Source organism: Streptomyces sp. NPDC037054 (assembly GCF_055606745.1).
Genome location: NZ_JBVJSJ010000007.1, coordinates 20,093 through 46,294, shown reverse-complemented (window position 1 = coordinate 46,294; position 26,202 = coordinate 20,093). Strand labels below are relative to the sequence as shown.

At 72.7% G+C, this 26,202-nt stretch carries 20 protein-coding genes; 12 read left to right on the top strand and 8 right to left on the bottom strand.

The genetic code is table 11. From position 1 onward, the window contains the following. Positions 1-177 precede the first annotated feature (177 nt). Positions 178-1,428, top strand: a complete 1,251-nt coding sequence (locus ACZ7D7_RS18115; RefSeq protein ID WP_470825407.1) for an aminotransferase class I/II-fold pyridoxal phosphate-dependent enzyme — start codon at positions 178-180, stop codon at positions 1,426-1,428. After that, positions 1,425-2,561 (top strand): MBL fold metallo-hydrolase, encoded by a 1,137-nt coding sequence (locus ACZ7D7_RS18110; protein WP_470825405.1) that lies wholly within the window; start codon positions 1,425-1,427, stop codon positions 2,559-2,561. The genes ACZ7D7_RS18115 and ACZ7D7_RS18110 overlap by 4 nt, the downstream gene beginning before the upstream one ends. A 172-nt stretch (positions 2,562-2,733) precedes the next feature. Here ACZ7D7_RS18110 and ACZ7D7_RS18105 read toward each other — a convergent pair whose 3' ends face one another. Further along, positions 2,734-3,384 carry a DedA family protein gene (locus tag ACZ7D7_RS18105; RefSeq protein WP_470825404.1) on the bottom strand — a complete coding sequence of 217 codons (651 nt, stop codon included), beginning with the start codon at positions 3,382-3,384 and terminating at the stop codon, positions 2,734-2,736. Continuing rightward, complete coding sequence (locus ACZ7D7_RS18100; RefSeq protein WP_470825403.1) at positions 3,381-4,154, bottom strand: MBL fold metallo-hydrolase; 774 nt, start codon at positions 4,152-4,154, stop codon at positions 3,381-3,383. The genes ACZ7D7_RS18105 and ACZ7D7_RS18100 overlap by 4 nt, the downstream gene beginning before the upstream one ends. An 83-nt stretch (positions 4,155-4,237) precedes the next feature. Here ACZ7D7_RS18100 and ACZ7D7_RS18095 point away from each other — a divergent pair, with 83 nt between their 5' ends. The 4 genes from ACZ7D7_RS18095 to dnaK all read left to right on the top strand — a co-directional run bounded on the left by ACZ7D7_RS18095 (position 4,238) and on the right by dnaK (position 9,529). Next, entirely contained in the window at positions 4,238-4,675 is a 438-nt protein-coding gene (locus ACZ7D7_RS18095; protein ID WP_470825402.1) for a hypothetical protein, read from the top strand. Positions 4,676-4,815: 140 nt separating this feature from the next. Next, on the top strand, positions 4,816-6,891 hold the full coding sequence (locus ACZ7D7_RS18090) for a phage holin family protein (RefSeq protein ID WP_470825401.1): 2,076 nt from the start codon (positions 4,816-4,818) through the stop codon (positions 6,889-6,891). Between the two features lie 128 nt (positions 6,892-7,019). Then, on the top strand, positions 7,020-7,448 hold the full coding sequence (locus ACZ7D7_RS18085; RefSeq protein WP_470825399.1) for an OsmC family protein: 429 nt from the start codon (positions 7,020-7,022) through the stop codon (positions 7,446-7,448). 197 nt (positions 7,449-7,645) lie between these two features. Further along, entirely contained in the window at positions 7,646-9,529 is a 1,884-nt protein-coding gene (gene dnaK / locus ACZ7D7_RS18080; protein WP_470825398.1) for a molecular chaperone DnaK, read from the top strand. Positions 9,530-9,550: 21 nt separating this feature from the next. Here dnaK and ACZ7D7_RS18075 read toward each other — a convergent pair whose 3' ends face one another. Together ACZ7D7_RS18075 and ACZ7D7_RS18070 are read right to left on the bottom strand one after the other, a co-directional pair. Next, positions 9,551-10,366 carry an SAM-dependent methyltransferase gene (locus ACZ7D7_RS18075; protein ID WP_470825397.1) on the bottom strand — a complete coding sequence of 272 codons (816 nt, stop codon included), beginning with the start codon at positions 10,364-10,366 and terminating at the stop codon, positions 9,551-9,553. 105 nt (positions 10,367-10,471) lie between these two features. Further along, positions 10,472-11,341 carry a helix-turn-helix domain-containing protein gene (locus ACZ7D7_RS18070; RefSeq protein WP_470825396.1) on the bottom strand — a complete coding sequence of 290 codons (870 nt, stop codon included), beginning with the start codon at positions 11,339-11,341 and terminating at the stop codon, positions 10,472-10,474. A 240-nt stretch (positions 11,342-11,581) separates the two neighbouring features. Between ACZ7D7_RS18070 and ACZ7D7_RS18065 the strand changes: the two genes are divergently transcribed. After that, complete coding sequence (locus ACZ7D7_RS18065) at positions 11,582-12,007, top strand: hypothetical protein (protein WP_470825394.1); 426 nt, start codon at positions 11,582-11,584, stop codon at positions 12,005-12,007. On the opposite strand, the gene ACZ7D7_RS18060 is transcribed toward ACZ7D7_RS18065, so the two are convergent. Further along, positions 11,989-12,894: a helix-turn-helix domain-containing protein gene (locus ACZ7D7_RS18060; RefSeq protein ID WP_470825393.1), complete on the bottom strand. Its 906-nt coding sequence runs from the start codon at positions 12,892-12,894 to the stop codon at positions 11,989-11,991. The two genes, ACZ7D7_RS18065 and ACZ7D7_RS18060, sit on opposite strands and share 19 nt — an antisense overlap. A gap of 158 nt (positions 12,895-13,052) precedes the next feature. Here ACZ7D7_RS18060 and ACZ7D7_RS18055 point away from each other — a divergent pair, with 158 nt between their 5' ends. From ACZ7D7_RS18055 to ACZ7D7_RS18045, 3 genes are all read left to right on the top strand, one after another. Continuing rightward, positions 13,053-13,358: a 4a-hydroxytetrahydrobiopterin dehydratase gene (locus ACZ7D7_RS18055; protein WP_470825392.1), complete on the top strand. Its 306-nt coding sequence runs from the start codon at positions 13,053-13,055 to the stop codon at positions 13,356-13,358. Positions 13,359-13,363: 5 nt separating this feature from the next. Further along, complete coding sequence (locus tag ACZ7D7_RS18050) at positions 13,364-14,122, top strand: class I SAM-dependent methyltransferase (RefSeq protein ID WP_470825391.1); 759 nt, start codon at positions 13,364-13,366, stop codon at positions 14,120-14,122. A 69-nt stretch (positions 14,123-14,191) separates the two neighbouring features. After that, positions 14,192-16,063, top strand: a complete 1,872-nt coding sequence (locus ACZ7D7_RS18045; RefSeq protein ID WP_470825389.1) for a rhamnogalacturonan lyase — start codon at positions 14,192-14,194, stop codon at positions 16,061-16,063. Between the two features lie 110 nt (positions 16,064-16,173). Here ACZ7D7_RS18045 and ACZ7D7_RS18040 read toward each other — a convergent pair whose 3' ends face one another. Further along, positions 16,174-18,864, bottom strand: a complete 2,691-nt coding sequence (locus ACZ7D7_RS18040; RefSeq protein ID WP_470825388.1) for a cellulose binding domain-containing protein — start codon at positions 18,862-18,864, stop codon at positions 16,174-16,176. Positions 18,865-18,991: 127 nt separating this feature from the next. Then, complete coding sequence (locus tag ACZ7D7_RS18035; RefSeq protein WP_470825386.1) at positions 18,992-21,904, bottom strand: glycoside hydrolase family 48 protein; 2,913 nt, start codon at positions 21,902-21,904, stop codon at positions 18,992-18,994. Between the two features lie 661 nt (positions 21,905-22,565). Between ACZ7D7_RS18035 and ACZ7D7_RS18030 the strand changes: the two genes are divergently transcribed. Together ACZ7D7_RS18030 and ACZ7D7_RS18025 are read left to right on the top strand one after the other, a co-directional pair. Continuing rightward, positions 22,566-24,308 (top strand): glycoside hydrolase family 6 protein, encoded by a 1,743-nt coding sequence (locus ACZ7D7_RS18030; RefSeq protein WP_470825385.1) that lies wholly within the window; start codon positions 22,566-22,568, stop codon positions 24,306-24,308. Between the two features lie 136 nt (positions 24,309-24,444). Further along, positions 24,445-25,383, top strand: coding sequence for a class I SAM-dependent methyltransferase (locus ACZ7D7_RS18025; protein WP_470825383.1), 939 nt, complete (start codon positions 24,445-24,447; stop codon positions 25,381-25,383). A gap of 24 nt (positions 25,384-25,407) precedes the next feature. Here ACZ7D7_RS18025 and ACZ7D7_RS18020 read toward each other — a convergent pair whose 3' ends face one another. After that, positions 25,408-26,184, bottom strand: a complete 777-nt coding sequence (locus ACZ7D7_RS18020) for a glycoside hydrolase family 75 protein (protein WP_470825382.1) — start codon at positions 26,182-26,184, stop codon at positions 25,408-25,410. Positions 26,185-26,202: the final 18 nt, after the last annotated feature.

Here is a 26,202-nt window from a genome sequence, read left to right as displayed (position 1 = left end):
GGGTACCGGGGGCCGGTGGGTACTCGGCCCTCCGACAGCACGCAGCGCACCGTACGCCCCAGGGCGGGGCCGCCCCGGCCCGCCCGATGCCGAGAACCGACCCGCAATCGCCCCGCCGGGCGCCGGGACGTCGTGTCCGACGGCGCGCGGCACCGGCGCCCACCCACGGAGGTACGGATGTCGCGGACGGCCCCCGAAGGCCACGGCCCCGTCCGCTTCGGGCCGCCGCTGCCCGACGACGGACTGCCCGTGCTGCCCGAGACCGCCGAGGCCCTCGCCGCCGCCGCGCACCGCGCCGGGGCCGAGCCGGTCGGCGGCGCGACGGCCCTGCGGGAGGCCGCCTGCGGTTACTGGGCCCGGCGCGGACTGGCCGCAGACCCCGGCCAGGTCGCCGCCGCCCCCGGCTCGCTCGCCCTGCTGCTCGCCCTGACCGCCGCGATCGGCGGCGACGTCCTCGTGCCCCGGCCGTGCGCCGCCTGGTGGGCGCCGTACGCCCGGCTGCTGGGCCGGCCCGCCTTCCACGTCGCGACCCCGGCCGAGTGCGGCGGCGTACCCGACCCGTACGCCCTCCTGGAGACCGTCCGCCGGGTCCGCGACGAGGGCGGTGATCCGCGCCTGCTGGTGCTGTCCGTCGCCGACGACCCCACCGCCACCGTCGCGCCCCCCGAGGTGCTGCACGAGACGCTGGAGGCGGCCACCGGCGAGGGCCTGCACCTGGTCAGCGACGAGACCTGGCGCGACACCCTGCACGACCCGCACGACACCGTGCTGCTCAGCCCGGCCGAGATGCTGCCCGAGCACGTCACCGTCGTCACCGACCTGGCCGGCGCGCTGCTGCCGCCCGGCTGGCCCGCCGCGGTCGCCCGGTTCCCGGCCGGCGGCGGCGGCGACGGCCTCCACGCGCGCGTGCTCGACGTCCTCACCGCGCTCGGCGCCCGCGTCGCGACCCCGGTCGCCGCCGCTGCCGCCCACGCGCTGGGCGAGCCCGAGCCGGTCACCGCCCGGGTCGCCGCCGCCGTACGCCTGCACGCGCGCGTGGCCGCCGCCGTGCACGGCGCCGTCGTCGGCGCGGGCGCCGTGGCACGCCCCCCTCAGGCCGGCCGGCACGTGTATGCCGACCTCGATCCGCTGCGCGCCGCGCTGTTCGCGCGGGGCGTCGGCGACGCACAGGAACTGGAGGACTTCCTCGCCGCCCGGCTCGGCATGCCCGCGCCGGGCGGGCACCGGTTCGGCGACGACCTCGGCGCGCTGCGCGTACGCCTGTCGACCGGCCCGCTGCTCGGCGGCGGCACCGACGCGGAACTCGAGGAATGCCTCAGAACGGCCGAACCGTTGGAACTGCCGCACCCGCAACGCGCGATCATCCATCTGAAGGCGGTCTTCGACGATCTCCGCGACGACGCTCAGCGATGGGAGTCTCCCCGATGACGCAGCAGTCCGAGTCGACCACCACGAGCCCCGGCCCCCGCGACACCGGCGCACCGGCGACCCCCGCACCCCTTGCACCTCCGCCCCCGCCGCTCGCCGAGCCCCGGCCGCTGGGCGAACGGCGCGTGTGGCCGCGCTCGTTCCACGACCGGCTGACCGCCCCGCTGCCCGGCCTCAGAGCCGTCGCCCGCTTCGCCCGCGAGGGCGCCGTACGCCCGGACCGCGAAGGCCTCGCCGACATCCCCCGGCTGCCCTACGAGCCGGGCCCGCTGCCCCGCGTCGACGCCCGCACCGTCGCCGTCACCTGGGCAGGGCACGCCAGTTGGGTGGTGCGCATCGGCGGGCTCACCGTCCTCACCGACCCGGTCTGGTCCCGCCGCATCCTCGGCACCCCCGGCCGCATCACCCCCGTCGGCGTCCCCTGGAACGCCCTGCCGCGCGTGGACGCGGTCGTCATCAGCCACAACCACTACGACCACCTGGACGCGCCCACGCTGCGCCGGCTCCCGCGCGACACCCCGGTGTTCGTGCCGGCCGGCCTCGGACGCTGGTTCGAGCGCCGCCGGTTCACGTGCGTCACCGAGCTCGACTGGTGGGAGGCCGCCGAACTCCCCGCCCGGGGCGTCCCCGTCGAGGACGCCGGCGGGCGGCGGGCCGGCGTCCGCCTCGACTTCGTCCCGGCGCACCACTGGTCCAAGCGCAGCCTCACCGACACCTGCCGTTCCCTGTGGGGCGGTTGGGTGCTCACCGCGCCCGACGGGCAGCGCGTCTACTTCGCGGGGGACACCGGCTACGGCCACTGGTTCGGCCGCATCGGCCGGCGCTACCCGGGCATCGACCTCGCGCTGCTGCCCATCGGCGCGTACGACCCCCGCTGGTGGCTCAGCGACGTGCACTGCGACCCGGAGGAGGCGGTCCGGGCCTGCCAGGACCTCGGCGCGCGCCGCATGGCGCCCATGCACTGGGGGACGTTCGTGCTGTCCGCCGAGCCGGTGCTGGAACCGCTCACGCGCGTGCGTGCCGCCTGGGAGAAGGCGGGCCTGCCCAGGGACCACCTGTGGGACCTGCCGGTGGGCGCCTCACGCGTCCTGAACCCCACCCCGCCCGCCCGAACGTCCGACCTGCTCAACTGACCTCGGACGCAACGGACTGGGGTCGGGCACCGCCGGACTGGCCTGGGGCGCCGCCGGACCGGGCTGGGGCACCACCGGCCCCGGCTCGGACGCCGCCGGACTCGGATCGGCGCCGTCGGACCGGGCTCGGACGCCGCCGGACCCGGAGCGTGCCCGGCGCGCCGCGTCGTCCTCAGTGCGCCCGCGTGCCGCGCAGTCGCCGCCAGACGCCCGGTGTCGCGCTGATCAGCAGGGTCAGCGCGACCGCGGCGACCACGCCCTCCCACGGCTCCGGGAACAGCGAACCGCCCAGGATCCCGATCACCTGGTACGTCACGGCCCACGCCAGACACGCCGGCAGGTTCCCCCGGGCGAACCGCCGCAGCGGCCACCGCGCCATCAGACACGCCAGCATCACCGGAATCCGCCCCGCCGGCATCAGCCGGGACAGCACCAGCACCGTCACCCCGTGGTCCGCGAGCTTCGCCTGCGCCCGCGCCAGCCGGTCCTCCGGCGCCCGCGCCCGGAGCGCCTCCAGCCACCGCGAACCGTTCTTCGAGCCCATCCCGCGCCGCCCCAGCCAGTACAGCGCCACATCCCCGAGGAACGCCGCGAGCGACGCCGTCACGAACACCAGCGCCAGCGAGAACGGCGCCGTCTGGTGCACCGCCACCACGGCCGCCGAACTCACCAGCGCGCCCGTCGGCACCACCGGCACCAGCGCGCCGATCAGCACCAGCAGGAACAGCGACGGATAGCCGATCGCCTGCTGCGTCGACTCCGGCGGCACCGTCGTCGGAGCGACGGCCAGCAACGCCGCCGCCGCAGCGGCCGACGGACTCACCGCGCCGCCCCCGGGCGCACGCTCTCGCCGTGCTCCAGCCGGTGCACCGCCACCTCCGGCGCCCGCAGCGCCGCCAGCCGCACGAACTCCGCGCCCGGCGCGTGGAACTCGTGGGGGCGCACGGCGTCCATCCCGATCGGCCAGTACGTGCCGTAGTGCACCGGCACGGCGCAGCGCGGCGCCAGCCGCACCAGCGCCTGAGCCGCCCGCCCCGCGTCCAGATGCCCCTCCCCGAGGTACGGGCCCCAGCCGCCGACCGGCAGCAGCGCCACGTCGACCGGACCGACCTCCTTCGCCATCGAGTCGAACAGCCCGGTGTCCCCGGCGAAGTACGTCCTGGCCTCGCCCTCCACGACGTACCCGAGCGCGGGGGAGCGGTGCGGCCCGAACGGCAGCCGCCGCCCGTCGTGCCGCGCCGGCACGGCCCGTACGACAAGATCGCCGACGGTCGTCGCATCACCGGGCGCCACCTCGGTCACCCGCAGGTGAGTGAGCCGGCGCAGCCCCGGTACCGCCCGTGGTGCGCCCCGGGGCACGAGCAGGCGCGTGCCCGGCGCGAGCCGCGCGAGCGACGGCACATGCAGATGGTCGGCGTGCAGGTGCGACACCAGCGCCACGTCCGCGCGCCATGCGCCGGGCGGGGGCACCGCGCCGCGCCGACGGCGCAGATGCGCGAGCCGGCGTGCGAACAGGGGATCGGTGAGGACGCGTACGTCCGAGTCCGCGACCGTGCAGGTGGCGTGCCCCCACCAGGTGATCTCCACCGGCACTTCTTTGCCTCCTTCGCGCGACTCCCCCGAAGCCTACGGGCAGGAGTAGGGTCGGCGGCGAAACCGGAGGTGAGGGGGACGCCATGGGACAACTGCGGGGTTTCCCCGGCGCGTCGGCCGCGGCACGGGTGCGCGTGACGGCGATCGCGAGCCTGACGCCGCTGGAGGAACTCGACGCCGACCCGTTCCTCGTGGACTCCCGCAGCCAGTACGCGATGTGCGCCCGCTGGGCCGCCGAACACGGCTACGTCGTCAGCCGGGAACTGCTGGTGCACGGCCTGCGCCCCGACCACGGCGCGCTGTGGGACGGCGTCCGTCCCGGCGCCGACCTGTTCGTCGCGCCCAGCCGCCGCGTCCTCGAGAGCGCGCTCGCCTCCGTCGAGGACTTCACCGCCGAATGCGCGCGCCGCGGGGTGCGGGTGGCGACCGTGGAGCACGCCGAGCCGTCGTACGACGCGGAGATGAAGGCCTGCGTGCACCGCCGCCTGTCGATGCCGACGGCAGGCTACGACGGCCGCTGAACCGCCCCCGTGCCCTCCGCCCGCCCTTCGCGGCGCGCGGTGCGCCGCGCGCGGGGACGAAACGGCCCTTCCCGGCGTTGTGGCAGTGTGGGCGCCGGGCCCGCGGCGAGGACGGGCCGAGGACGTGAGGTGTGCGTGGCGTGCGTGACGCGCGGTGGCGGCGGATCGCCAGTCAGGTCGGACGGAGCGTCACCGTGTGGGCGGTCTCGACGCTCACCATGCTCGTCCTGGCCGGGATCCTGCCCGACTTCAAGCTCCAGTCGGCCGACGGCGACAGTGCCACCACCATCGCCGTCACGGCCGCGCTCGGCGCCGGCGCCTTCGGCCTGCTGTCCGCACTGGTCTGGCCCCTGCTGGTGCGGCTGCTGCTCCTGGTCCCGGCCCTCGTCCTCGGCCTGCTGGTCTTCTTCCTCAACGGCGCGCTGCTGCTCGTCGCCCTGGGCCTGAACCCGGCCGAGCGGGGCGCCGCCGCCCCCGAGACCGCCGTCGTCGTCGCCGCCGTGATGTCCGCCGTCGCCTCCGCCACCGGCGGCGCCCTCGCCGTCCGCGACGACGACGCCTACCGGCGCCGCCTGTACCGCCTCGCCGACCGCCGCCGCCGAAGAACGGCCCCGCCCAGCGCCGCCGGGCACGGCACCGTCTTCCTGCAACTCGACGGCGTCGGCCACGACGTGCTGCTCGACGCCGTCGCCGACGGCCTGATGCCCACCGTCGCCCGCTGGCTCGACGGCGGCGCCGGCCGCGCACCCACCCACCGGCTCACCCCCTGGCGCACCGACTGGTCCAGCCAGACCGGCGCCAGCCAGCTCGGCATCCTGCACGGCAGCAACCACGACGTGCCCGCCTTCCGCTGGTACGAGAAGGACACCCGCGAGGTGATGGTCTGCAACCGCCCGACCAGCGCCGCCGAACTCCAGCGCCGCGCCGTGCGGTACGCCGGCCACGACGGTCTGCTCTGCGCCGACGGCGCCAGCCGCGGCAACCTGTTCGGCGGCGGCGCCGACGAACAGGCCCTCGTGCTGTCCATCGCCACCCGGCGCCGCAAGGAGACCCGGTCCCGGGCGGGCTACTTCGCGTACTTCTCCGACCCCGCCAACGCCGTCCGCACCGCCCTGTCGTTCGTCGCCGAGGTCGCCCGCGAGATCGGCCAGTCCACCCGCGCCCGCCTCCGCAAACAGCGTCCCCGCGTCTCACGCGGCGGCCTCTACCCGTTCGTCCGGGCCTTCGCGACCGTCGTCGAACGGGACGTCGTCGTCGCCGCTGTGGTGGGCGACATGCTCGCCGGCCGGACCGCCGTCTACGCCGACCTCGTGGCGTACGACGAGGTCGCACACCACTCCGGGCCCACGAGCCGGGACGCCGAACAGGTCCTCGCCCGCCTCGACCGCTCCCTCGCGCTGATCGAGAAGGTCGCCGAGCACGCCCCGCGCCCCTACCGGATCGTCGTGCTGTCCGACCACGGCCAGAGCCCCGGCGAGACGTTCCGCGCCCGCTACGGCCTCACCCTCGGCGACCTGGTCCGGGCCGGCTGCGGGCTGCCCGTGCCGCGCCGCGCTCGCCGCACCCGCAGCGGGGCCGAGGCCCGCGCCGCCGTCCGCGCCGCGCTGCGCATCCCGGTGGAGGAGGCCGGCGAACAGCACCGCCCGTCCCGGCGCTCCGAGCCGATCGTGCTGGCGTCCGGCAACCTCGGCCTGATCTCCTTCCCGGACGTGCCGCACCGCATGACCAAGGAGGAGATCGACGCCCGCCACCCGGCGCTGCTGTCCACCCTCGCCAACCACCCCGGCATCGGCTTCCTGCTGGTGCGCAGCGAGACGCACGGCGGCGTGGTGCTCGGCGCGTTCGGCGCGGAGATCCCGCTGGCCGACCTCGACGCCGAGCCGGGACCGCTGGCCGGTTTCGGGCCGGGCGCCGCCGACGCGGTGCGCCGCACCCACTCCTTCCCGCACACCGCCGACATCATGGTCAACTCCTTCCACGACCCGGCCGACGGGGAGGTCCTCGCGTTCGAGGAACAGATCGGCTCGCACGGCGGCCTCGGCGGCGCCCAGGGCAAGGCCTTCCTGCTGTCCCCGCTCGCCCTGTCCGCACCGGCCGCGAACGGCGAGGACCTCACCGGCGCCGAACACGTCCACCGCGTCCTGCGCCGCTGGCTGCGCGAGTCCCACGGCCCCCAGGTGCCGGTGGTCCGGCCGCAGGAGGAGAACGCGGCATAGGGCGGGCGGCACGGGGCGGACGTGTCGTTCACGCGGCGTCCACCGGTCTTCCCCGTGCGCCGCGCCCGAGTGTGATCGGATGGGGGCCACGGAACCCGGCAACGGGCCCACACGCGAAAGGACTAATCGTGGCTACCACGCGCTCCGCACACACCGTCTGGGAAGGCAACCTGCTCGAGGGCAACGGCGTCGTCACCTTCGACTCCTCCGGCGCGATCGACCAGCAGCCGGTGACGTGGGCCGCCCGCACCCAGGAGGCGAACGGAAAGACCAGCCCCGAGGAGCTGATCGCCGCCGCGCACTCCAGCTGCTTCTCGATGGCGTTCTCGCACGCCCTCGCGCAGGCCGGCACCCCGCCCACCAAGCTCACCACCTCGGCGGACGTCACGTTCCAGCCGGGCGAGGGCATCACCGGCGTCCACCTCACCGTGGAGGGCACCGTGCCCGGCCTGGACAACGACGCGTTCGTCGCCGCGGCGGAGGACGCCAAGGTCAACTGCCCGGTCAGCCAGGCCCTGAAGGCCGTGCCGATCACCCTGTCGGCGAAGCTCGCCTGACCCGGCGCACCCACGACGGCGCGCGGCCCGCCCACCTTGGCGGGCCGCGCGCCGTCGCCCTGTGCCCGGACGCCGCACCCCCGGGAACCCGCGGGGCGGCGCCTGCGCGCCGCACCTCGCGCCATTGACAACCGCCCGCGCAAGATTTGTGCTGGAAAGCGGACAAGTGGGTTCGGGAGCGGCGGAAGGGGACAGCGATGGGACGCGCGGTCGGGATCGATCTCGGGACCACGAACTCCGTGGTGGCCGTCCTGGAGGGCGGCGAGCCCACCGTCATCGGCAACGCGGAGGGCGCCCGGACCACACCGTCCGTCGTGGCGTTCGCCAAACACGGCGAGGTCCTCGTCGGCGAGGTCGCCAAACGGCAGGCCGTCACCAACGTCGAGCGCACCGCCCGCTCCGTCAAACGCCACATGGGCGACACCGACTGGCGCTTCCCCGAGCAGGGCGACATCGACGGCACCCGCTACCGCGCCCAGGAACTGTCCGCGCGCGTGCTGCAGAAACTCAAGCGGGACGCCGAGTCCTACCTCGGCGAGGACGTCACCGACGCCGTGATCACCGTGCCCGCCTACTTCGACGACGCGCAGCGGCAGGCCACCAAGGAAGCCGGGGACATCGCCGGCCTGAAGGTGCTGCGCATCATCAACGAGCCGACGGCCGCCGCCCTCGCCTACGGACTCGACCGCGGCGAGGAGCAGACCGTGCTCGTCTTCGACCTCGGCGGCGGCACCTTCGACGTGTCCCTGCTGGAGATCGGCGACGGCGTCATCGAGGTCAAGGCCACCAACGGCGACACCCACCTCGGCGGCGACGACTGGGACCAGCGGATCGTCGAACACCTCGTGAAGCAGTTCAAGGGGCAGTACGGCATCGACCTGGCGAAGGACAAGATGGCCCTGCAACGGCTCCGCGAGGCCGCCGAGAAGGCCAAGACGGAGCTGTCCAGCTCCACCGAGACCACCATCAACCTGCCCTACATCACGGCCTCCGCCGAAGGCCCCCTGCACCTGGACGAGAAACTCACCCGCACCCGCTTCCAGGAACTCACCGCCGACCTCCTCGACCGCTGCAAGGCCCCTTTCCACCAGGCCGTCAAGGACGCCGGGATCAAACTCGCCGCCGTCGACCACGTCATCCTCGTCGGCGGCTCCACCCGGATGCCCGCCGTCACCGAACTCGTCAAGGAACTCACCGGCAAGGAACCCCACAAGGGCGTCAACCCCGACGAGGTCGTGGCCCTCGGCGCCGCCCTCCAGGCGGGCGTGATCCGCGGTGACGTCAAGGACGTCCTGCTCCTCGACGTCACCCCGCTGTCCCTCGGCATCGAGACCAAGGGCGGCATCATGACGAAGCTCATCGAACGCAACACCACGATCCCCACCCGCCGCTCGGAGATCTTCACGACCGCCGCCGACAACCAGCCCTCGGTCGGCATCCAGGTCTACCAGGGCGAACGGGAGATCGCCGCCTACAACAAGAAGCTCGGCGTCTTCGACCTCACCGGCCTGCCGCCCGCGCCGCGCGGCGTCCCGCAGATCGAGGTCGCCTTCGACATCGACGCCAACGGCATCATGCACGTCGCCGCCAAGGACCTCGCGACCGGCCGCGAACAGAAGATGACCGTCACCGGCGGCTCCGCGCTGCCCAAGGACGACATCGACCGCATGATGCGCGAGGCCGAACAGTACGCCGAGGAGGACCGCGCCCGCCGCGAGGCCGCCGAGACCCGCAACCAGGCCGAGCAACTCGTCTACCAGACCGAGCACTTCCTCCGCGAGAACGCCGACCGCGTCGACCCCACGACGAAGACGGACGTCGAGTCGGCCGTCACCGAACTCAAGGCCCTCCTCGAACGGCAGGCCCCCACCGAGGAGTTGCGCACCGGCGTCGAGAAACTCGCCACCGTCAGCCAGCGCATGGGCCAGGCCATGTACGAACAGGCCCGCCCCACCGGCCCGGACGGCACCGGCGCCGGTACCGACCACGCCCCGCCCGAGGAGGAGGGCGTGGTCGACGCGGAGATCGTCGACGACGAGAAGAACGCCGGCCCGGCCGACGAGAAGGGCGGCGCGGCCTAGGAGCACGCCGCCCCTCAGGCGCTACGGCTTGCGCGCCACCCCCGCGTACACCGGCACGATGCCCTCCGCCTGCGCCGCCACGTCCTCCGGCTCGGGCCGCCAGCCGGTGACCGGGATGACACCGGGACCGAGCAGCTCCAGGCCGTCGAAGAACCGGCTGAAGTCGGCCAGCGTCCGCGGGTGGAACGGCGTGCCGCTGCGCGCGAACAGACCGGCCGCCTTCTCGATGGACTCCGGGTTCAGATCCGGCGTGACCTGCGAGAGGATCACATAACTGCCCGGCGCGAGCGCGTCGACGTACCGCTTCAGCAGCCCGTACACGTCGTCGCCGGACGGGTCGTCGCCCAGGTAGTGGGTGAGCGCCACCAGCGACAGCGCGACCGGCTCGCCCAGGTCCAGGCGCTCACCGGCCCGCCGCAGCAGCGTGTCGACGTCCCGCACGTCGGCGTGCACGTAGTCCGTGCTGCCCTCCGCCGTGCCGTGCAGCAGCGCCTCCGCGTGCCGCAGCACGATCGGGTCGTTGTCCGCGTACACCACCCGCGCCTCGGGAGCCACGGACTGCGCCACCTGGTGCAGGTTCGGCTCGGTCGGGATGCCCGTCCCGATGTCCAGGAACTGCCGCACCCCGGCCTGCGCCGCCGTGCGCACCGCCCGGTGCATGAACCGGCGGTTGGCACGCGCCCCGCGCACCGCCGTGCTGTCCACGGCGAGGATCCTGCGGGCCAGCTCCTCGTCCACCGGGTAGTTGTCCTTGCCGCCCAGCCACCAGTCGTACACCCGGGCCGGATGCGGCCGGCTGGTGTCGATGTGCGTGGGCGCGGCGTCTGATCCGGTCATGCGCTGTGCTCTCCTAGCGATTTCGGTACAACTGCTCGCTGTGCGTGATGCGTGATGCGTGATGCCTGATGCGTGCGGGGGCGGGCCCGGCCGTTGCGACGGCGGTCAGTACGTCTCGCGGTACTCCCGCAGGATCTTCCGGGTGCGCTGCGTGGACGCGGCACGCGCCGTCATGTGGTCCAGCACCTCCAGGTGCACGGACACCTCCGTACGGGAGTCCAGGTACAGGGCGCCGGTCAGGTACTCCGTGAACACCATGTCGGGCAACTCCGGCTCCCCGAACCGGAACAGCGTGAACGGCGCGTACGTCCCCGGATGCGGCCCGCTCGCGAACTCCGCGACCTGCAGCGTCACCCGGTCCCGCTCGGCGAACTCCAGCAACCGGTCCAACTGGTCCCGCATCACGGAGCGCTGCTTGCCCACCGGACGCCTCAGCACCGTCTCGTCCATGATCACCCACAGGTGCGGCGGGCCGGGCCGCTCCAGCAGCCGCTGCCGCTCCATGCGCAGCGCCACGTGCCGCTCCAACAGCTCGGGCCCCAGCGGACCCTGCCCTATCGTCCCCGCCCGCATGACGGCACGCGCGTAGTCCTCGGTCTGGAGCAGCCCCGGCACGAAGTGCGGCTCGTAGCAGCGGATGATCCGCGCGGCACCCTCCAGGCTCACGTACATGCTGAACCAGTCCGGCAGCACGTCGTGGTAGCGCTGCCACCAGCCCGGCCGGTTCGCCTCCTCGGCCAGCGCGACGAACGCCGCGACATCCTCTTCGGCCACCCCGTACGTCGTCAGCAGCACCTGCACGTAAGGGATCTTCAGCGTGACTTCGGCCGTCTCCATCCGGCGCACCGTCGCCGGCGCCACCCGCAGCACCCGGGCCGCCTCCTCGCGCCTCAGCCCCGCGGCTTCCCGCAGCTCCTGAAGACGCTTGCCGAGCACCACCTGTCCCACGGTGGGCGCCGGCCGCCGCTCACTCACGCCACGCCTCCCCTACGCGCCGAAAGTACGGGGGCAGTCTGACACGCGCCGCCCCCACTCTCCCAGCGTCCACGGGGCGACCGGCGTCACCGCGGGGGCACGAACCCGGCATTACTCCGGAGGTAATCGACCCCACGCCCGGCCGCGGCCATCGTGGACGTACCGGGTTCCGGGCCGGCGCACTCCGGCCCGGGATCCGGCCCCCAGCGACAACTCGACCCCGACGAAGGGGGATTCGCCATGACCGCGACCCAGCTTGCCGTGCTCGCCCGCACCCCGGACCCGCAGCGGATGCTGCGCCGGTTCCTGGCGCTCGACGCCGTGGTGACCGGCGCCAACGCCGTCGCCTACCTCGCCGCGTCCGGCCCGCTCGGCCGCTTCCTCGGCGTCCGCCCCGGACTGCTGCTGATCCTCGGCGCGTTCCTCGCCGCGTACACCGCCGCCGTGGCCCTGACCGCCTCCCGGCCGCACCCGCCGACCTTCGGCGTGCGGGCCGTCGTCGAGGCCAACCTCGCCTGGGCCGTGCTCAGTTTCCTCGCCCTCGCGCTGTGGCTCACGCCGTCCACGGCCGGCACGGTGTGGACCGCGCTCCAGGCGGTGACCGTGGCCGGCTTCGCCGGACTCCAGCACACCGCTCTGAAAGTCCGTCAGTCCGCCAGTCCCTGAAGGTACTTGACCGTCGCCGGGTCGGCCGGGAGGAACGTCTCGATGGCCAGCTCGGCGACCGTCACGTCCATCGGCGTGTTGAACGTGGAGATCGACGAGATGAACGACAGCGTCCGGCCCTCGTGCTCGATCACCATCGGCAGCGCGAAATACGGATACGGCTCCGCCTCCTCTCCCGCCGCCTCCCCGCCGCCCGCCGTGTCGGAGCCCGTCGCCCCGGAGCCCGCCCTGCCGACGGAGCCCGCCGTGTCCGGCAGCGGATACGCCGCGACCTCCTCGTACAGCTCCCGCAGCGGCTCTGAGCGGCGCAGCGCGATCTGCCGCTCCATCTGCTCCAGCAGATGCCCGCGCCACTCGCGCAGATTGCGGATGCGGGGCGCCATGCCCTCCGGGTGCAGCGTCAGCCGCATCGCGTTCAGCGGCGGCCGCAGCAGATGCTCCGGAAGCCCCTCCAGGAACATCGCGATCCCCCGATTGGCGGCCACCACCCGGTACGTCGCGTCGACCACCAGCGCCGGGTACGGCTCGTACCCCTGGATGAGCCGCTCGATGCCCGCGCGCAGCGCCCCCAGCGCCGGATCGTCCAGCGACGTCTCCGGATAGCGCGGGGCGTAGCCCGCCGCGAGCAGCAGCGCGTTGCGCTCCCGCACCGGCACGTCCAGGTGCTCCGCCAGCCGCAGCACCATCTCCTCGCTCGGCCGCGACCGGCCCGTCTCGACGAAACTGATGTGCCGGGCCGAGGAGTCCGCGCGCAGCGCCAGCTCCAGCTGGCTGATCCTGCGCTGCTCCCGCCAGGCCCGCAGCAGCGGGCCCACACCTTGGCCCCCACCCTGGCCGGCGGCGGGAGCGGCGGACACGGCGGCGCGGGACACGGGCGACGTGGTCATGGCACGACGGTAGACCACCGGCACGCCGCGCGGGGGCGCACGGGCGCCCGCACCACCGCCCCCGCACCCCCCGCGTGCGGCGGCGCACACCAGGGCCCCGCGGGACGGTCTGTGGCACGCTGAGGACACACCCCCGCACCACGGAAGGAGCGCGGCCCATGCCCGTCGAACCGCTGTCGCAGGAGGAGATCGAGGAGCGCCTCGGCGAGCTGCCGGGCTGGTCCCTCGAGGACGGCCGCCTCACCCGCACCTACCGCCTGGCCACCCACTTCGCGGCGACCGCCATGGTCGTCCACGTCGCGCAGGTCCAGGACGAACTCGACCACCACAGCGACCTCACCCTCGGCTACAACACCGTGACCCTCGCCGTGCACACCCACAGCGCGGGCGGCGCCGTCACCAAGAAGGACGTCGAGTTGGCTCGCAGGGTGGCAGACCTCGCCCCGGGCCACGCGGCACACTGAGGCCTGTGATCGACTACGACAGGGAAGCCGAGCACTACGACACCTCACGCGGCGGGGAAGCCCGGGCCGCCGCCGCGGCGGGAGCCGTCCTCGGCCTGCTGCCGCCCGGCGCCCGGAGCCTCCTCGACGTGGCCTGCGGCACCGGCATCGTCACCCGCCGCCTCGCCGCCGCACGCCCCGCACTGCGCGTGACCGGCGTCGACCTCACCCCCGCCATGGCCCACCGGGCCGCCGCCCGCCTGCCCGGCGCCGTCGTCCTCGGCGACAGCCGCCGACTCCCCTTCCCCGACGGCCGGTTCGACGCCGTCACCAGCGTGTGGCTGCTGCACCTCGCCGAACACCCCGACGACGTCCGGCGCATCGTCGGCGAATGCGCCCGCGTCCTGCGCCCCGGCGGCGTCTACGTCACCACCGTCGACAAGGCCGCCGCCCACAACGTCGGCAGCGACATCGACGCCGTCCTCGCCACCCGCCCGCCCCGGCAGGCCCGCGACGGCGCCGCCGCCGTCGAGACGTACGCCGCCCACCACGGACTCACCCCCACCGGCCGGGCGAGCTTCCGCGGCCACGGACAGGGCCGCAGCCCCCGCCGCACCATCGCCGACCTGCGCCGCGGCTGGTTCGTCACGCTGCCCCCGGGCGACCCCCTCAGCGACCGGTTCGCCGCCCGCCTCGCCGCCCTCCCCGACCAGGACCGCCCCCGCCCCGACCCCGTCTTCACCCTCCGCGCCTTCACCAAGTCCCCGGAAAACACACCCGAGTAGGCGGCAACCCCGCGCCCACCGGCGGCGACTGAGAGGCGGAACACCCCCGTCTCCCAGGAGGTCCGTCCCGTGAAGCACCCGCACAGGCACCGCAGAAGCCGCACCCTGCTGTCCGCCGTGACCGCCGTCGTGGCCCTCGCCGGCGCCGGACTCGCCACCCTCGCCACGGACGAGGCCGAGGCCGCCGCCGGCCGCCAGGTCGAAGCCCTCGACCGGGGCGTCGTCAGCGTCCACACCGGCACCGGCAACCTCGTCAGCTGGCGCTGGCTCGCCACCGACCCCGACGACGTCGCCTTCAACGTCTACCGGGCCGGCACCAAGGTCAACGCCACCCCCGTCACCGGCTCCACCAACTACTTCCACTCAGGGGCGCCCAACTCGGCCGACTACACGGTCCGCGCCGTCGTCGGCGGCGTCGAACAGGGCGACTCCGTCCACGCCGTGCAGTTCCGCGCCGGCTACAAGGACGTGCCCCTGTCCCCGCCCGCCGGCGGCACCACCCCCGACGGCGTCTCCTACACCTACGAGGCCAACGACGCGTCCGTCGCCGACCTCGACGGCGACGGCGCCCTCGACTTCGTCCTCAAGTGGCAGCCCACCAACGCCAAGGACAACTCCCAGTCCGGCTACACCGGCAACACGATCGTCGACGGCATCAAACTCGACGGCACCCGCCTGTGGCGCATCGACCTCGGCCGCAACATCCGCTCCGGCGCCCACTACACCCAGTTCCAGGCCTACGACTACGACGGCGACGGCAGGGCCGAGGTCGCCATGAAGACCGCCGACGGCACCCGCGACGGCACCGGCGCCGTCATCGGCAACGCCTCCGCCGACCACCGCAACTCCGGCGGCTACATCCTGACCGGCCCCGAGTACCTGACCATGTTCGACGGCCGGACCGGCAGGGCGATGGGCACCGTCGACTACGTCCCCGCCCGCGGCACCGTCTCCTCCTGGGGCGACTCCTACGGAAACCGCGTCGACCGCTTCCTCGCCGGCACCGCCTACCTGGACGGCACCCGCCCCTCCCTGATCATGGCCCGCGGCTACTACACGCGCAGCGTCATCGCCGCCTGGGACTGGCGAGGCGGCGCCTTCACCCGCCGCTGGACCTTCGACACCAACTCCTCCACCAACGCGGGCAGGGGCTACGACGGGCAGGGCTCGCACAGCCTGTCCGTCGGCGACGTCGACCGCGACGGCAAGGACGAGATCGTGTACGGCTCGATGGCCGTCGACGACAACGGCGCGGGCCTGTGGACCGCCAGGACCGGCCACGGCGACGCCCAGCACCTCGCCGACCTCGACCCGGCGACACCCGGACTCGAGTACTTCAAGGTGTCCGAGTCCACCTCGCAGCCCGCCGAGCTCTACCTCAACCCGGCCAACGGCGCCGTCCGCTGGAAACTCGCCGCCTGCTGCGACAACGGCCGCGGAGCCGCCGCCGACGTGTACGCGGGCAACGACGGCGCCGAGGTGTGGTCAGCCTCCGACACCTCCATCCGCGACGAGGCCGGCGCCACCAAGGGCCGCGAACCGTCCTCCGTCAACTTCCTGTCCTGGTGGGACGGCGACCCCCTCCGCGAACTCCTCGACGGCACCCGCATCGACAAGTACGGCACGTCGTCCGACACCCGACTGCTGACCGGCTCCGGCGTCTCCTCCAACAACGGCACCAAGTCCACCCCCGTGCTGTCCGGGGACATCCTCGGCGACTGGCGCGAGGAGGTCGTCTGGCGCACCAGCACCAACACCGCCCTGCGGATCTACTCCACCCCGCACCAGACCAGCACCCGCATCACCACGCTCCTGCACGACACGCAGTACCGCACCGCCCTGGCCTGGCAGAACACCGGCTACAACCAGCCCCCGCACCCCAGCTTCTTCATCGGCAACAAGATGCCGGCCGCGCCCAGGCCGGCCGTCCACACGCCGTAGGACCCACAAGTCCCGCCGCGACCACCCCACATGAAGAACATGAAGAAGGGGCGCGTGCCGTCACCCGGCACGCGCCCCGCTCCTTTCGCGCCTTCACCGCTCGCGCCCGGTCACCGCACGGTGCAGCTCCGGTCACCCAGCTTGAACGCGGCCGGCTTCGTGTTCGCGCCCGACCAGTCGCCCGTGAAGCCGAAGCTCACCGACGAACCCGCCGCCACGTTCCCGTTCCAGCCGACGTTCTTCGCCGTCACCGCCGAACCCGACTGCGTGTGCTGCGCGTTCCACATCTGCGTCACCTTCTGTCCGTCCGCGAACGACCAGTTCAGCGACCAGCCGGTCCACGCGCTCGCGCCCGTGTTGCCGAGCCGGACCTCCGCCTGGAAACCGCCCGACCACTGGTTCGTGACCGTGTACGTCACCTCGCAGGCCCCGACCGGCTCCGGATCCGGTCCGGGGCCCGGGCCCGGACCGGTGCCCACCTCCGAAGTGTCGCCGTACACGACGCCACGCCCGTTCGTCGCCACGTACACGCGCCCGTACACCCGCGGGTCACCCGTGATCGCCGCGCCCGTCCAACCCCACTGGTGCGCGTCGTCGTTGATCCGTGTCCAGGTCGCACCCCGGTCGGTGGAGCGGAAGATCCCCCGCACCCCGCCGATCTTGGCGCTGGTGAACAGCGTCTGGTACGTGGCACCCGGCGCGGCCTTGCCGAACCCGATCGTGTCGGCCTGCTCGACGTTCGACAGCTTCGTGAAGCTCGCCCCGCCGTTCGTCGAGTGCCACAGACCGTACGCGCCGTCGCTCGCGCCGCCCGCCAGCCACACGTCGCCCTTCGCGCCCGGCAGCGCCTTGAACCGCACGCTGTCACCGGCGGGCAGGCCCGTCGCCGCGGACGCCGTGAAGGTGGCACCGCCGTCCGTACTCACGTAGAACTTCCCGGACTTGAAGCCGTAGAACACCTTCGGGTCGACCCGGTCCGACTCCACCACCGCACCCGCCGGGATCCCGGTCGACGCCGTCCACGACGTGCCGAAGCCGGTCGTGTGGTGCACGCCCGCGCCCTGCGGGCTCCACACGAAGCGGCTGCCGTCGGCCGCCGCCGCGACCGTGCCCCCACCGCTCACGCCCGACGGGTCGGTCCCGCCGAACCAGTTGGCGCCGTTGTCCGTCGAGAACGCGATGTGCGGCCCCGCGTCGAGGTTGCCGACGCGCACCACGGTGTTCGGGTTGCTCTCCGCGTAGTCCAGGCTGGTCGTGGACGTGAAGTTCGGCTGCGTGTACATCATCGCCGGCACCTTCGTCAGGTCCGTGTGCCGGAAGCCGCCGATGTCCCCGAGCGCGCTGAGCAGCGGGGCGCCCGACGGGGGAGAGGCGATGTCGTTGACCGCGGTCTCCTCCAGGCCGCGCACCATCGGTTTGATGGCGAACTTGGAACCGGCGTCCCAGTTCGTGAGGTTCTCGCTGCCGTAGACCGTCGCGCCCGTGCCGTACATCATGCGGTCGGAGTCGAACGGGTCGATCTCCAGCGACTCCGTCATCCAGCCCAGCTTCGGGGTCTGTTCGGGAGGCGACGGGTTCGCGCCCCACGTCAGCCACGGCGACGACGACACGTCCATCGTGTAGCGGTTCTCGCGGTTCGGATACGACGTGTAGTCCCACGCCTTCGTCCAGGTCGCGCCGCTGTCCGTGGACCGGAAGAGCTGCGTGTCCGGCCACCACGAGCTGTACGCCGTCGCCATCACGGTGCCCGGATCCTGCCGGTCGACCGTGAGCCCGCTGAACCCGAAGTAGGTGTCGGCCTCCGCGACCGGGCTGATGTCCGTCCAGGTGCCGGAGGACGTCGCGTACCGGTACAGACGGCCCTTTCCGCCGTCGTAGGGACCCCCCGAATCGCTGTATGCGATGTACAGATGGCCGTTCTCGGTATCCAGTACACCCTTGTGCGGGAGGTATCCCGTCGGCTGGCCGGCGACGCGCTGCCACGTCGCGCCCGCGTCCGTCGACCGGTACACGGCGTTGTCCTTGTCGGCCACCCCGACGTAGATCGACTTCGTGGCGGTGCCCGCCGAGCCCGTCGACTCGTCGAACGTGACCCAGACGATGCCCTGGTTGTCGCTCGCGTACCCGCTCGTGTCGCTGGGATCCTGTACGTAGTTGCCGACATTCGGGAAGTTCGCCACCTGCGACCAGGTGGCCCCCGAGTCCGTCGACCGCCACAGGCCCTTGCCGCTGGGCGCGCCGAGATACAGCACGCTGTTCCTGTTCGGGTCGACCGCGAGGCGCTCACCCATGCCGCGGCCGGGCATGTTGCCGCCCAGCTTGAACGGCAGGTCCGCCTTCCGCCAGCTCGCGCCCCGGTCCGAGGACCGCAGCACCGCGCCGTTCCCCGGATCCCAGCCGTTGGTGTACGTGCCGACCGCCGCGTACACCCGGTCCGGGTCGACGGAGTCGGAGGCGAGCGAGACGACACCGGTGTGACCCCAGTCGTCCCAGCCGACCGAGTCCAGCAGCGGCGTCCAGGTCTTCGTCGCCTCCTGCCAGCGGTAGGCGCCGCCGATGTCGGTGCGGGCGTAGGCGAGGTCCTTCTCCGCGCGGTTGAAGACGATGCCCGGCACGAAGCCGCCACCGTCGATCCGGGCGTTCTTCCAGGTGTAGGTGTCCGCCGTCAGGGCCGTCGCCGTGCGACCGCCGGACGCCGCGGCCGTCCTCGGACCGTCGGCGGCCGGCGCGGACGGGGCGCCCGCGAGCAGCAGACCGGCGGCCAGCGCCGACACGGTCCCGAGTAAGCGCTTTCTCAACATGTGTGGGGAATTCCTTTCCGGTGAGGAGGAGGGGGCCTGCCTCCGCTCCCTTCGGGGAGCGACGCGACGACCGGGCGGCCCCTGTGCGGGTGGGGCCGCCCGGCGCGCGGTACGCGGAGAGCGGGGACTATTCGAGAAGCTCCGCGTACGAGCCCATGGCGAGGGCGATGTCCGCCTGGGCCCAGAACCGGTGGTACGTGAACGTGGGCGCCGCTCCGCCCGCGAGATAACCCTCGATCTTCGACCAGGCCGGGTCGTCCTCGTAGAACGAACGGATCGACTCGAAGGTCGACGACGAGTTGATCGCGTCGCCGTTCGGCATGGTGCCGGTCCAGCCGCTCGGGACGTACACGCCGTCGTCGAAGCGGTTGTAGTCGGACCGGGTCTCCTCCACGGCGATGCCGAGGTCGTCCTGGTGGTTCTCCCACATGCCGTCGAGCAGGGCCTTCGCCGTGGCGGCGGCCTCGGTGTCACCGGAACGGTCGGCGTAGTACGTCAGGGTCTTGGCGTACGCCGCCGCCACACCGACGTCGTTGGTGTAGTCGGCCACGGTGACGTGCAGGTTGCTGTTGGCGCCCGGGTTCGCGGCGTTCCAGGTGTCGGGCTGGCCCGACCACTTGAGCGTCGAGGGGATCCGGAAGGTGCCGTCGGGGTTGATCGTGGTCTCCGACAGCGCCCAGTCGACCCACTTGTCGAGGACCGACTTCGCCAGCGCGTTGCCCGACTGCTGGTAGTACTCGGCGACCCGCTCCATCGACCACGCCTGGAAGCCGAACCACTGGTTGGACGGCGGGTCGTGGTAGACCGGCTTCTCGTCGTAGTACATGCCGTAGAACGTCGACACACCGGCCGGCGGCGTCGTGTACCGGCCCGCCCAGCTGTTGGTCGCGCCGCCCGCGATGGCGCCCTCGTCGGCCTGCAGCCAGCGGTAGAACTCCACCTGCCGCTGCAGCGACTTGGCCCAGTCCGCCGCACCCGTCGCCGACTTCGGCTTCAGGTCGGCGTAGTTGCTCAGCGCGTACGCCGCCAGCGGGTTCTGGTAACCGCCGTGCGCGTGGCTGGAGCCGATGCGCCAGGCCCAGCCCGCCGAGGTGTCGGTGGCGCCGCCCCACGCGTAGTACCAGGACAGCAGGTAGTGCGAGGAGTCCTTGCCGGTGCCCGCCGGGCAGGACGGGCTGGTGCAGTTGCCGATCTTCTTGAAGTACTTGTCGAACATGGCGTACCGCAGGTAGTCACCCATCTTCGCGGCCTTGGCCACGGTCGCCGAGACCTGGGACCCCTTGCCCTGCTCCTTCGCCCAGATGTCCGCCCAGTACGCGGCCTGCACGGCGCGCGCGTCGGCGTCCGGGGCGTTGGTGAACTTCCACTGCTTGGCGTAGGACGCGTCCTTGGTGAACAGGTCCAGATAGCCGTTCCTGCCGCCGTACTTGAAGGCGTCGCAGGTCGGCTGCGGGATCGTCTCCCACACCGACTCCTGCGGGCCGCGCTGGAAGGTGTTGATGTACGACGGTCCGGTGTCCGCCGGACCGGCCTCGCACTTGCCGGGCGAGTTGCCGAAGCCGTAGACGTTGTCGACGTCCTGGATCCAGTGCATGCCGTAGACGTCGTCCGTACCGTATGCGGTCTTCAGTTCACCGGCAATCGGATCCGGTCCCACCGAGACACCCGTGTCGAGCGCCGACGGGTATTGGTTCACGTTGTCGTACTCCGGCGCGTACGTCGCCGGCTTCGACGCGTTGTAGAACGAGTTGGTCGGCTGGTCCGCGTGGGTCGGGATCATGTACTTCTCCATGATCTCCCAGGCCCCGTTGAACTTGGTCCAGTCGCCCGTCACCTTGCCGTACATGGCCTGCAGCCACAGCAGATAGCTGTACGCCTCCGAGGTGGTCTCGTGGCCGTGGTCCGGCGCCTCGACGATCAGCGTCTCCACCGAGTGGTACGGAATGCCCTCGGGGGAGAAGTAGCCGTTCGCCGGGTTGGTGATCTTCCCGTACAGGTCGAGGAAGCGGGCCTCGTACGCCTTCGTCGCGCCGATCTGCGTCACGGTCACCGACGCCTTGCCGTGGCCCGGCGCCGTCGACTCGAAGACGGCCGCACCGGTCCCGGAGGAGTCGGCGGTGACGGTCACCTTCTGCGCCGTGTTCCAGTTCGACGGCGTGAACGTCAGCGACGCGCCGCCGGTGACCGACAGCCCCGAATTGCCGCTCGCCCGCGCCGTCGTGACGGTGACGTTGGCGGTCGGCTGCTTCGACAGCTTCACCTCGTACGTGCCCGTCCTGCCCTGCTGCACGGCGAGTTGGGCGGGCGTGGCGACCACGGTCGGCCCGGACGTGACCGTGATGCCGACCGGGGTGGAGTTCGCGGACGCGCCCAGACTGTCGTACGCCTTCGCCACCAGCGAGTGGCTCCCGACCGACAGGTTGGCGGCGGACAGCGTGTACGGCGAGCTGGTGTCGGTGCCGAGCAGCGTGGTGTCGTCGTAGAACTCCACCTTGCTGATCGTCGCGTTGTCCGCCGCGGCCGCGGTCGCCGCCAGCGGGACCGCCTCGCCCTGCGTGTAGACCGCGCCGGCCGCGGGGCTGGTGAGCACCGCGATCGGCGGCTGGTGCGCCCCGTTGCAGGCGGTGCCGTTGACCGAGAAGGAGGACGGCGCGGTATTGGTGCCGCTGTAGGTGAACTGGGCGCCCGTGGAGACGGCGGCGCCCGCGGCGATCCGCCCGTTGTAGGAGGCGTTCTTCACCGTGACCGACTGGCCCGACTGCGACCAGGTGCCGTTCCAGCCGTTGGTCAGCCTCTGGTTGCCGCCGTACGCGTACGTCAGGGTCCAGCCGTCGATGACGTCCGTACCGCGGTTGGTGATCGTCAGGTCCGCGGTGAAGCCGGAACCCCAGTCATTGGTCTTGTAGTCGACGCTGCACTGAACGGCCGCCGCCTGAGCGGGAGTCGAGCCGGTCGACAGCATGGTCAGCGGAAGGGCGAGGGCCGCCACGACGGCGGTCAACAGCCGCCGCGTGACACGGCGTCTGCGTCTGGGATGCATGTGCTGGTTCCTCCTTGCGGCTCGGACGAAGTGGGGAGGAGCAACAAGCCTTGAACCAGTGGGAGCGCTCCCATAGTGGAGACGGGGCCCGAAGGGGTCAAGACGCTTGAAGAGTCGAAAAGATTCGACCTGCGGCGACCCAGAAAATTTGCAACTCCTCTGTCTTTCGCCGTCACTTGGCGCTAGCTTCGTTGCACCAGTGGGAGCGATTCCATTCAGTCGGCACGCCCGTCGCGGCGCGCCCGGTCTGCAAGGAGTCGCTCATGCGACACCCCCCGCGTTCAGCTCTCACGTCCCTCTCGGGCGATCACGCCTGCCCGCCGGCCGAGCCTTCGTCCCACCGCCGGCGTCCGGCCCGCCCCGAGGGATCCCGGCGACCCGGCCGCCCCGTGCGCCCGGCGTCCCGGAGCGGGGACCGTCGCCGCCCTTCCGGGGTGCAAGTCCGCCCCGGCCGCACCGAGTTCCACGGCACGACCGGCAAGGCCGACGCCGAGCACCCCCGCACACCGACGGATCTGACGAACCGTCGGGTGATGGGAGCGCTCCCGCGCCACGCGTGACCGGCAGGCCCGCGGACGGACGGCACGACCAACCGTCCGTCCGGGCGTCGACCACGGCCGCACCGTCAACACCCGCTCAACGGACAAGGGAACCCGCACTCATGAGCCGTAGCAGAACAGCGATGATCGCCGCACTGGCGCTGGTCGCCGGGGCATCCGGAACCGCGCTGGCCGCGACGTCCGGGGGCGTCGGCACCGCCGCCGTCCCCTGCACCGTCGACTACAAGGTCTCGAACCAGTGGTCCACCGGCTTCACCGCCGCCGTGACCGTCACCAACAACAGCGCCGCCAAGAGCTCCTGGTCGCTGAAGTGGTCGTACTCCGGCAACCAGAAGGTCACCAGCGGCTGGAACGCCAAGATCACCCAGAGCGGCACGGCCGTCACCGCGGCCAACGAGTCGTACAACGCCACGCTGTCGAGCGGCGGTTCGGTCAGCTTCGGATTCCAGGGCACCTACAGCGGCACCAACGCGATCCCGGCGACCTTCACCCTCGACGGCGTCACGTGCAACGTCGACTCCGGCGGCCCCACCGACCCGCCCACCGACCCGCCCACCGACCCCCCGACCGACCCGCCCACCAACCCCGGCGACAAGGTCGACAACCCGTTCGCCGGCGCCAAGGGCTACGTCAACCCGAACTGGTCGGCCAAGGCCGCGGCCGAGCCGGGAGGCAGCCGCGTCGCCAACCAGTCCACCGCCGTGTGGATGGACCGCATCGCCGCCATCGAGGGCGTCGGCGAGGCCATGGGCCTGCGCGAGCACCTCGACGAGGCCCTGCGCCAGAAGGGCACCGGCGAACTCGTCATCCAGGTCGTCATCTACGACCTGCCCGGCCGTGACTGCGCCGCGCTCGCCTCCAATGGCGAACTCGGCCCGACGGAGATCGACAAGTACAAGACGCAGTACATCGACCCGATCGCGGCGATCATGTCCGACCCGAAGTACGCGGGCCTGCGCATCGCCACCGTCATCGAGCCCGACTCCCTGCCCAACCTGGTCACCAACGCCGGCGGCACCAACACCACCACCCCGGCCTGCGAGACCATGAAGGCCAACGGCAACTACGAGAAGGGCGTCAGCTACGCCCTCGACAAGCTCGGCGCCATCCCGAACGTCTACAACTACATCGACGCCGCCCACCACGGCTGGCTCGGCTGGGACACCAACCTGGATCCCTCCGTCCAGCTGTTCAAGAAGGTGGCCACCACCAACGGCGCGAGCGTCAGCGACGTCCACGGCTTCATCACCAACACGGCCAACTACGGGGCCACGACGGAGCCGTACTTCAAGATCTCCGACACCGTCAACGGGCAGACGGTCCGCCAGGCGAAGTGGATCGACTGGAACTGGTACACGGACGAGCAGTCCTTCGCCCAGGCGCTGCGCACCAAGCTCGTCGCGGCCGGCTTCCAGTCGAACCTCGGCATGCTGATCGACACCTCGCGCAACGGCTGGGGCGGCACCGCCCGTCCCTCCGGCCCCGGCCCGCAGACCTCCGTCGACGCCTACGTGGACGGCAGCCGCACCGACCGCCGCATCCACCTCGGCAACTGGTGCAACCAGAGCGGCGCCGGCCTCGGCGAGCGTCCGAAGGCCGCTCCCGCCGCGGGCATCGACGCCTACGTCTGGGCGAAGCCGCCGGGCGAGTCCGACGGGGCCAGCAAGGAGATCCCGAACGACGAGGGCAAGGGCTTCGACCGCATGTGCGACCCGACCTACGGGGGCAACGCGCGCAACGGCAACAACCCCTCCGGCGCCCTTCCGGACTCCCCGATCGCCGGCCAGTGGTTCTCGGCCCAGTTCCAGGAGCTCATGAAGAACGCCTACCCGCCGCTGTCCTGACCCGCCGGCCCCGCCGGGTCCCGGCCCGCCCGGGCCCCGGCACCGGGGTGAGCGTTTTGCGGTAACGGCAACAGCAGTGGCCTCCGTCCGGTGTGCCGTCGCACTCTGACGTCACACCGGACGAGAGGCTGACCCCATGGCGCACGACCACGACCACACGCACGGCACGCACGACTCCTCGCCCACCCACCACCGCCCGAACGACTCCTCCTCCGCCCACCACCACGCGCACGACGACATCGACTGGGCCGAGATGGCGCCCCTGCTGGAATCGCAGGCGGAACTGTTCACGCCCCTGTACGAGAAGGCGCTGGCCTGGCTGGCGAAAGAGGTCACCGAACCGGGCCTCGTCGTCGACGCGGGCAGCGGCCCCGGCGTCCTGTCCTGCCTGTTCGCCGAGACGTTCCCCGGCGCCCGCGTCGTCGCCGTCGACGGCTCCGCACCCCTCCTGGAACGGGCCCGCGCCCGCGCCGGCCGCGAGGGCAGCGCCGACCGCTTCGGCACACTGCTCGGCGAACTCCCCGACGTGCTGGAGGAGTTGGATTACCCGGCCGACCTGCTGTGGGCCAGCCGCAGCGTCCACCACCTCGGCGACCAGCGCGCCGCCCTCGCCGCGTTCGCCGAACGCCTCGCACCCGGTGGCACCCTCGCCGTCCTCGAGGGCGGCCTGCCCCCGCGCTTCCTGCCGCGCGACATCGGCATCGGCCGCCCCGGACTCCAGGCGCGCATCGACGTGCTGGAGGAGGAGAGGTTCACCCGTATGCGGGCCGAACTCCCGGACGCGGTCGCGGAGACCGAGGACTGGCCGGCACTGCTCACGGCGGCGGGCCTGAAGCACACCAGGACCCGCAGCTTCCTCCTCGACCTGCCCGCCCCGGCCACCGACCGCGCCCGCGCCTACGTCGCCGACGCCCTCACCCGCACCCGCGACTTCTTCGCCGACGACCTCGACGCCACCGACCGCGCCACCCTGGACCGGCTCCTGGACCCCGACGACCCGGCGAGCGTCCACCACCGGCGCGACGTCTTCGTCCTCGCGGCCCACACGGTGCACACGGCGGTACGGCCGGTGTAGGGCCCGGTCGGGGTGACGGTGCGGTCAGTCGGCCGCGATCAGTTCGCGGGCCAGTCGTTCGCCCAGTCGGGTCGCCGCCGCCCGGTCCTCGATCGGCTTCACGCGCGCGTGCCGGAAGAGGATGTACGTCACGCCGGAGCCGGTGCCCCCGGTGCGCGGGTCCGGGTCGATGCCCAGCGACTCGGCCATGGCGTACGACGCCTCGCCGATGACGCCCGCCGGGCCGGTGTCGCCGACCACCCCGTACCGCACCTTGCCGTCGTGGACCACCGCGACCGGCGTGCCGCCGCCGATGCCGGACCGGGAGTAGTTCCACAGGCCGCTGGGGGCGGGGACCACGACGTGCGGGAGCCGGTCGGAGCGCAGCGGCCTGCCGTCGGACTGGCGGAACGCGGTCTCCGGCAGGAACCAGGGGTCCGTGCGCGAGTTGCACCGGGAGGTGCGGCGGCCGTCGCAGTCGATGTCCATGTCCGCCTTCCAGAACACGACGTCGTCCGTCCCGCACACCGGCACGGACGGCCGGGCGTGCGCGTCGGTGCGGTAGTCGCCCCGGGAGATCCGCGTGCAGGTCCGCACCCGGGCGAGCAGATCGGCCGCGCTCACGTCACCCGCCTCGCCGGCCTTTCCCACCGTGCCTGTCGGTGTCGGTGTCGGCGTCGGCGTTGGCGGGGGAGGGGGCGTCGGCGTGCGCGGGGGCGTCGGCGTAGGTCCGGTGCCGCCGGTGGCGGTCACGGGCAGCAGTCCCGCGGAAAGGAGGGCGGCACCGGCGACCGTGGCGAGGCGCAGCGGGCGTACGCGCAAGGCGGGACCCTTCCTGTG

Excerpts from the sequence above, each read along its gene's own strand:
- ACZ7D7_RS18115 (WP_470825407.1), top strand. The coding sequence starts at position 178 with ATGTCGCGGACGGCCCCCGAAGGCCACGGCCCCGTCCGCTTCGGGCCG.
- ACZ7D7_RS18110 (WP_470825405.1), top strand. The coding sequence starts at position 1,425 with ATGACGCAGCAGTCCGAGTCGACCACCACGAGCCCCGGCCCCCGCGAC.
- ACZ7D7_RS18095 (WP_470825402.1), top strand. The coding sequence starts at position 4,238 with ATGGGACAACTGCGGGGTTTCCCCGGCGCGTCGGCCGCGGCACGGGTG.
- dnaK (WP_470825398.1), top strand. The coding sequence starts at position 7,646 with ATGGGACGCGCGGTCGGGATCGATCTCGGGACCACGAACTCCGTGGTG.
- ACZ7D7_RS18075 (WP_470825397.1), bottom strand. The coding sequence starts at position 10,366 with ATGACCGGATCAGACGCCGCGCCCACGCACATCGACACCAGCCGGCCG.
- ACZ7D7_RS18065 (WP_470825394.1), top strand. The coding sequence starts at position 11,582 with ATGACCGCGACCCAGCTTGCCGTGCTCGCCCGCACCCCGGACCCGCAG.
- ACZ7D7_RS18060 (WP_470825393.1), bottom strand. The coding sequence starts at position 12,894 with ATGACCACGTCGCCCGTGTCCCGCGCCGCCGTGTCCGCCGCTCCCGCC.
- ACZ7D7_RS18055 (WP_470825392.1), top strand. The coding sequence starts at position 13,053 with ATGCCCGTCGAACCGCTGTCGCAGGAGGAGATCGAGGAGCGCCTCGGC.
- ACZ7D7_RS18040 (WP_470825388.1), bottom strand. The coding sequence starts at position 18,864 with ATGTTGAGAAAGCGCTTACTCGGGACCGTGTCGGCGCTGGCCGCCGGT.
- ACZ7D7_RS18035 (WP_470825386.1), bottom strand. The coding sequence starts at position 21,904 with ATGCATCCCAGACGCAGACGCCGTGTCACGCGGCGGCTGTTGACCGCC.
- ACZ7D7_RS18030 (WP_470825385.1), top strand. The coding sequence starts at position 22,566 with ATGAGCCGTAGCAGAACAGCGATGATCGCCGCACTGGCGCTGGTCGCC.
- ACZ7D7_RS18025 (WP_470825383.1), top strand. The coding sequence starts at position 24,445 with ATGGCGCACGACCACGACCACACGCACGGCACGCACGACTCCTCGCCC.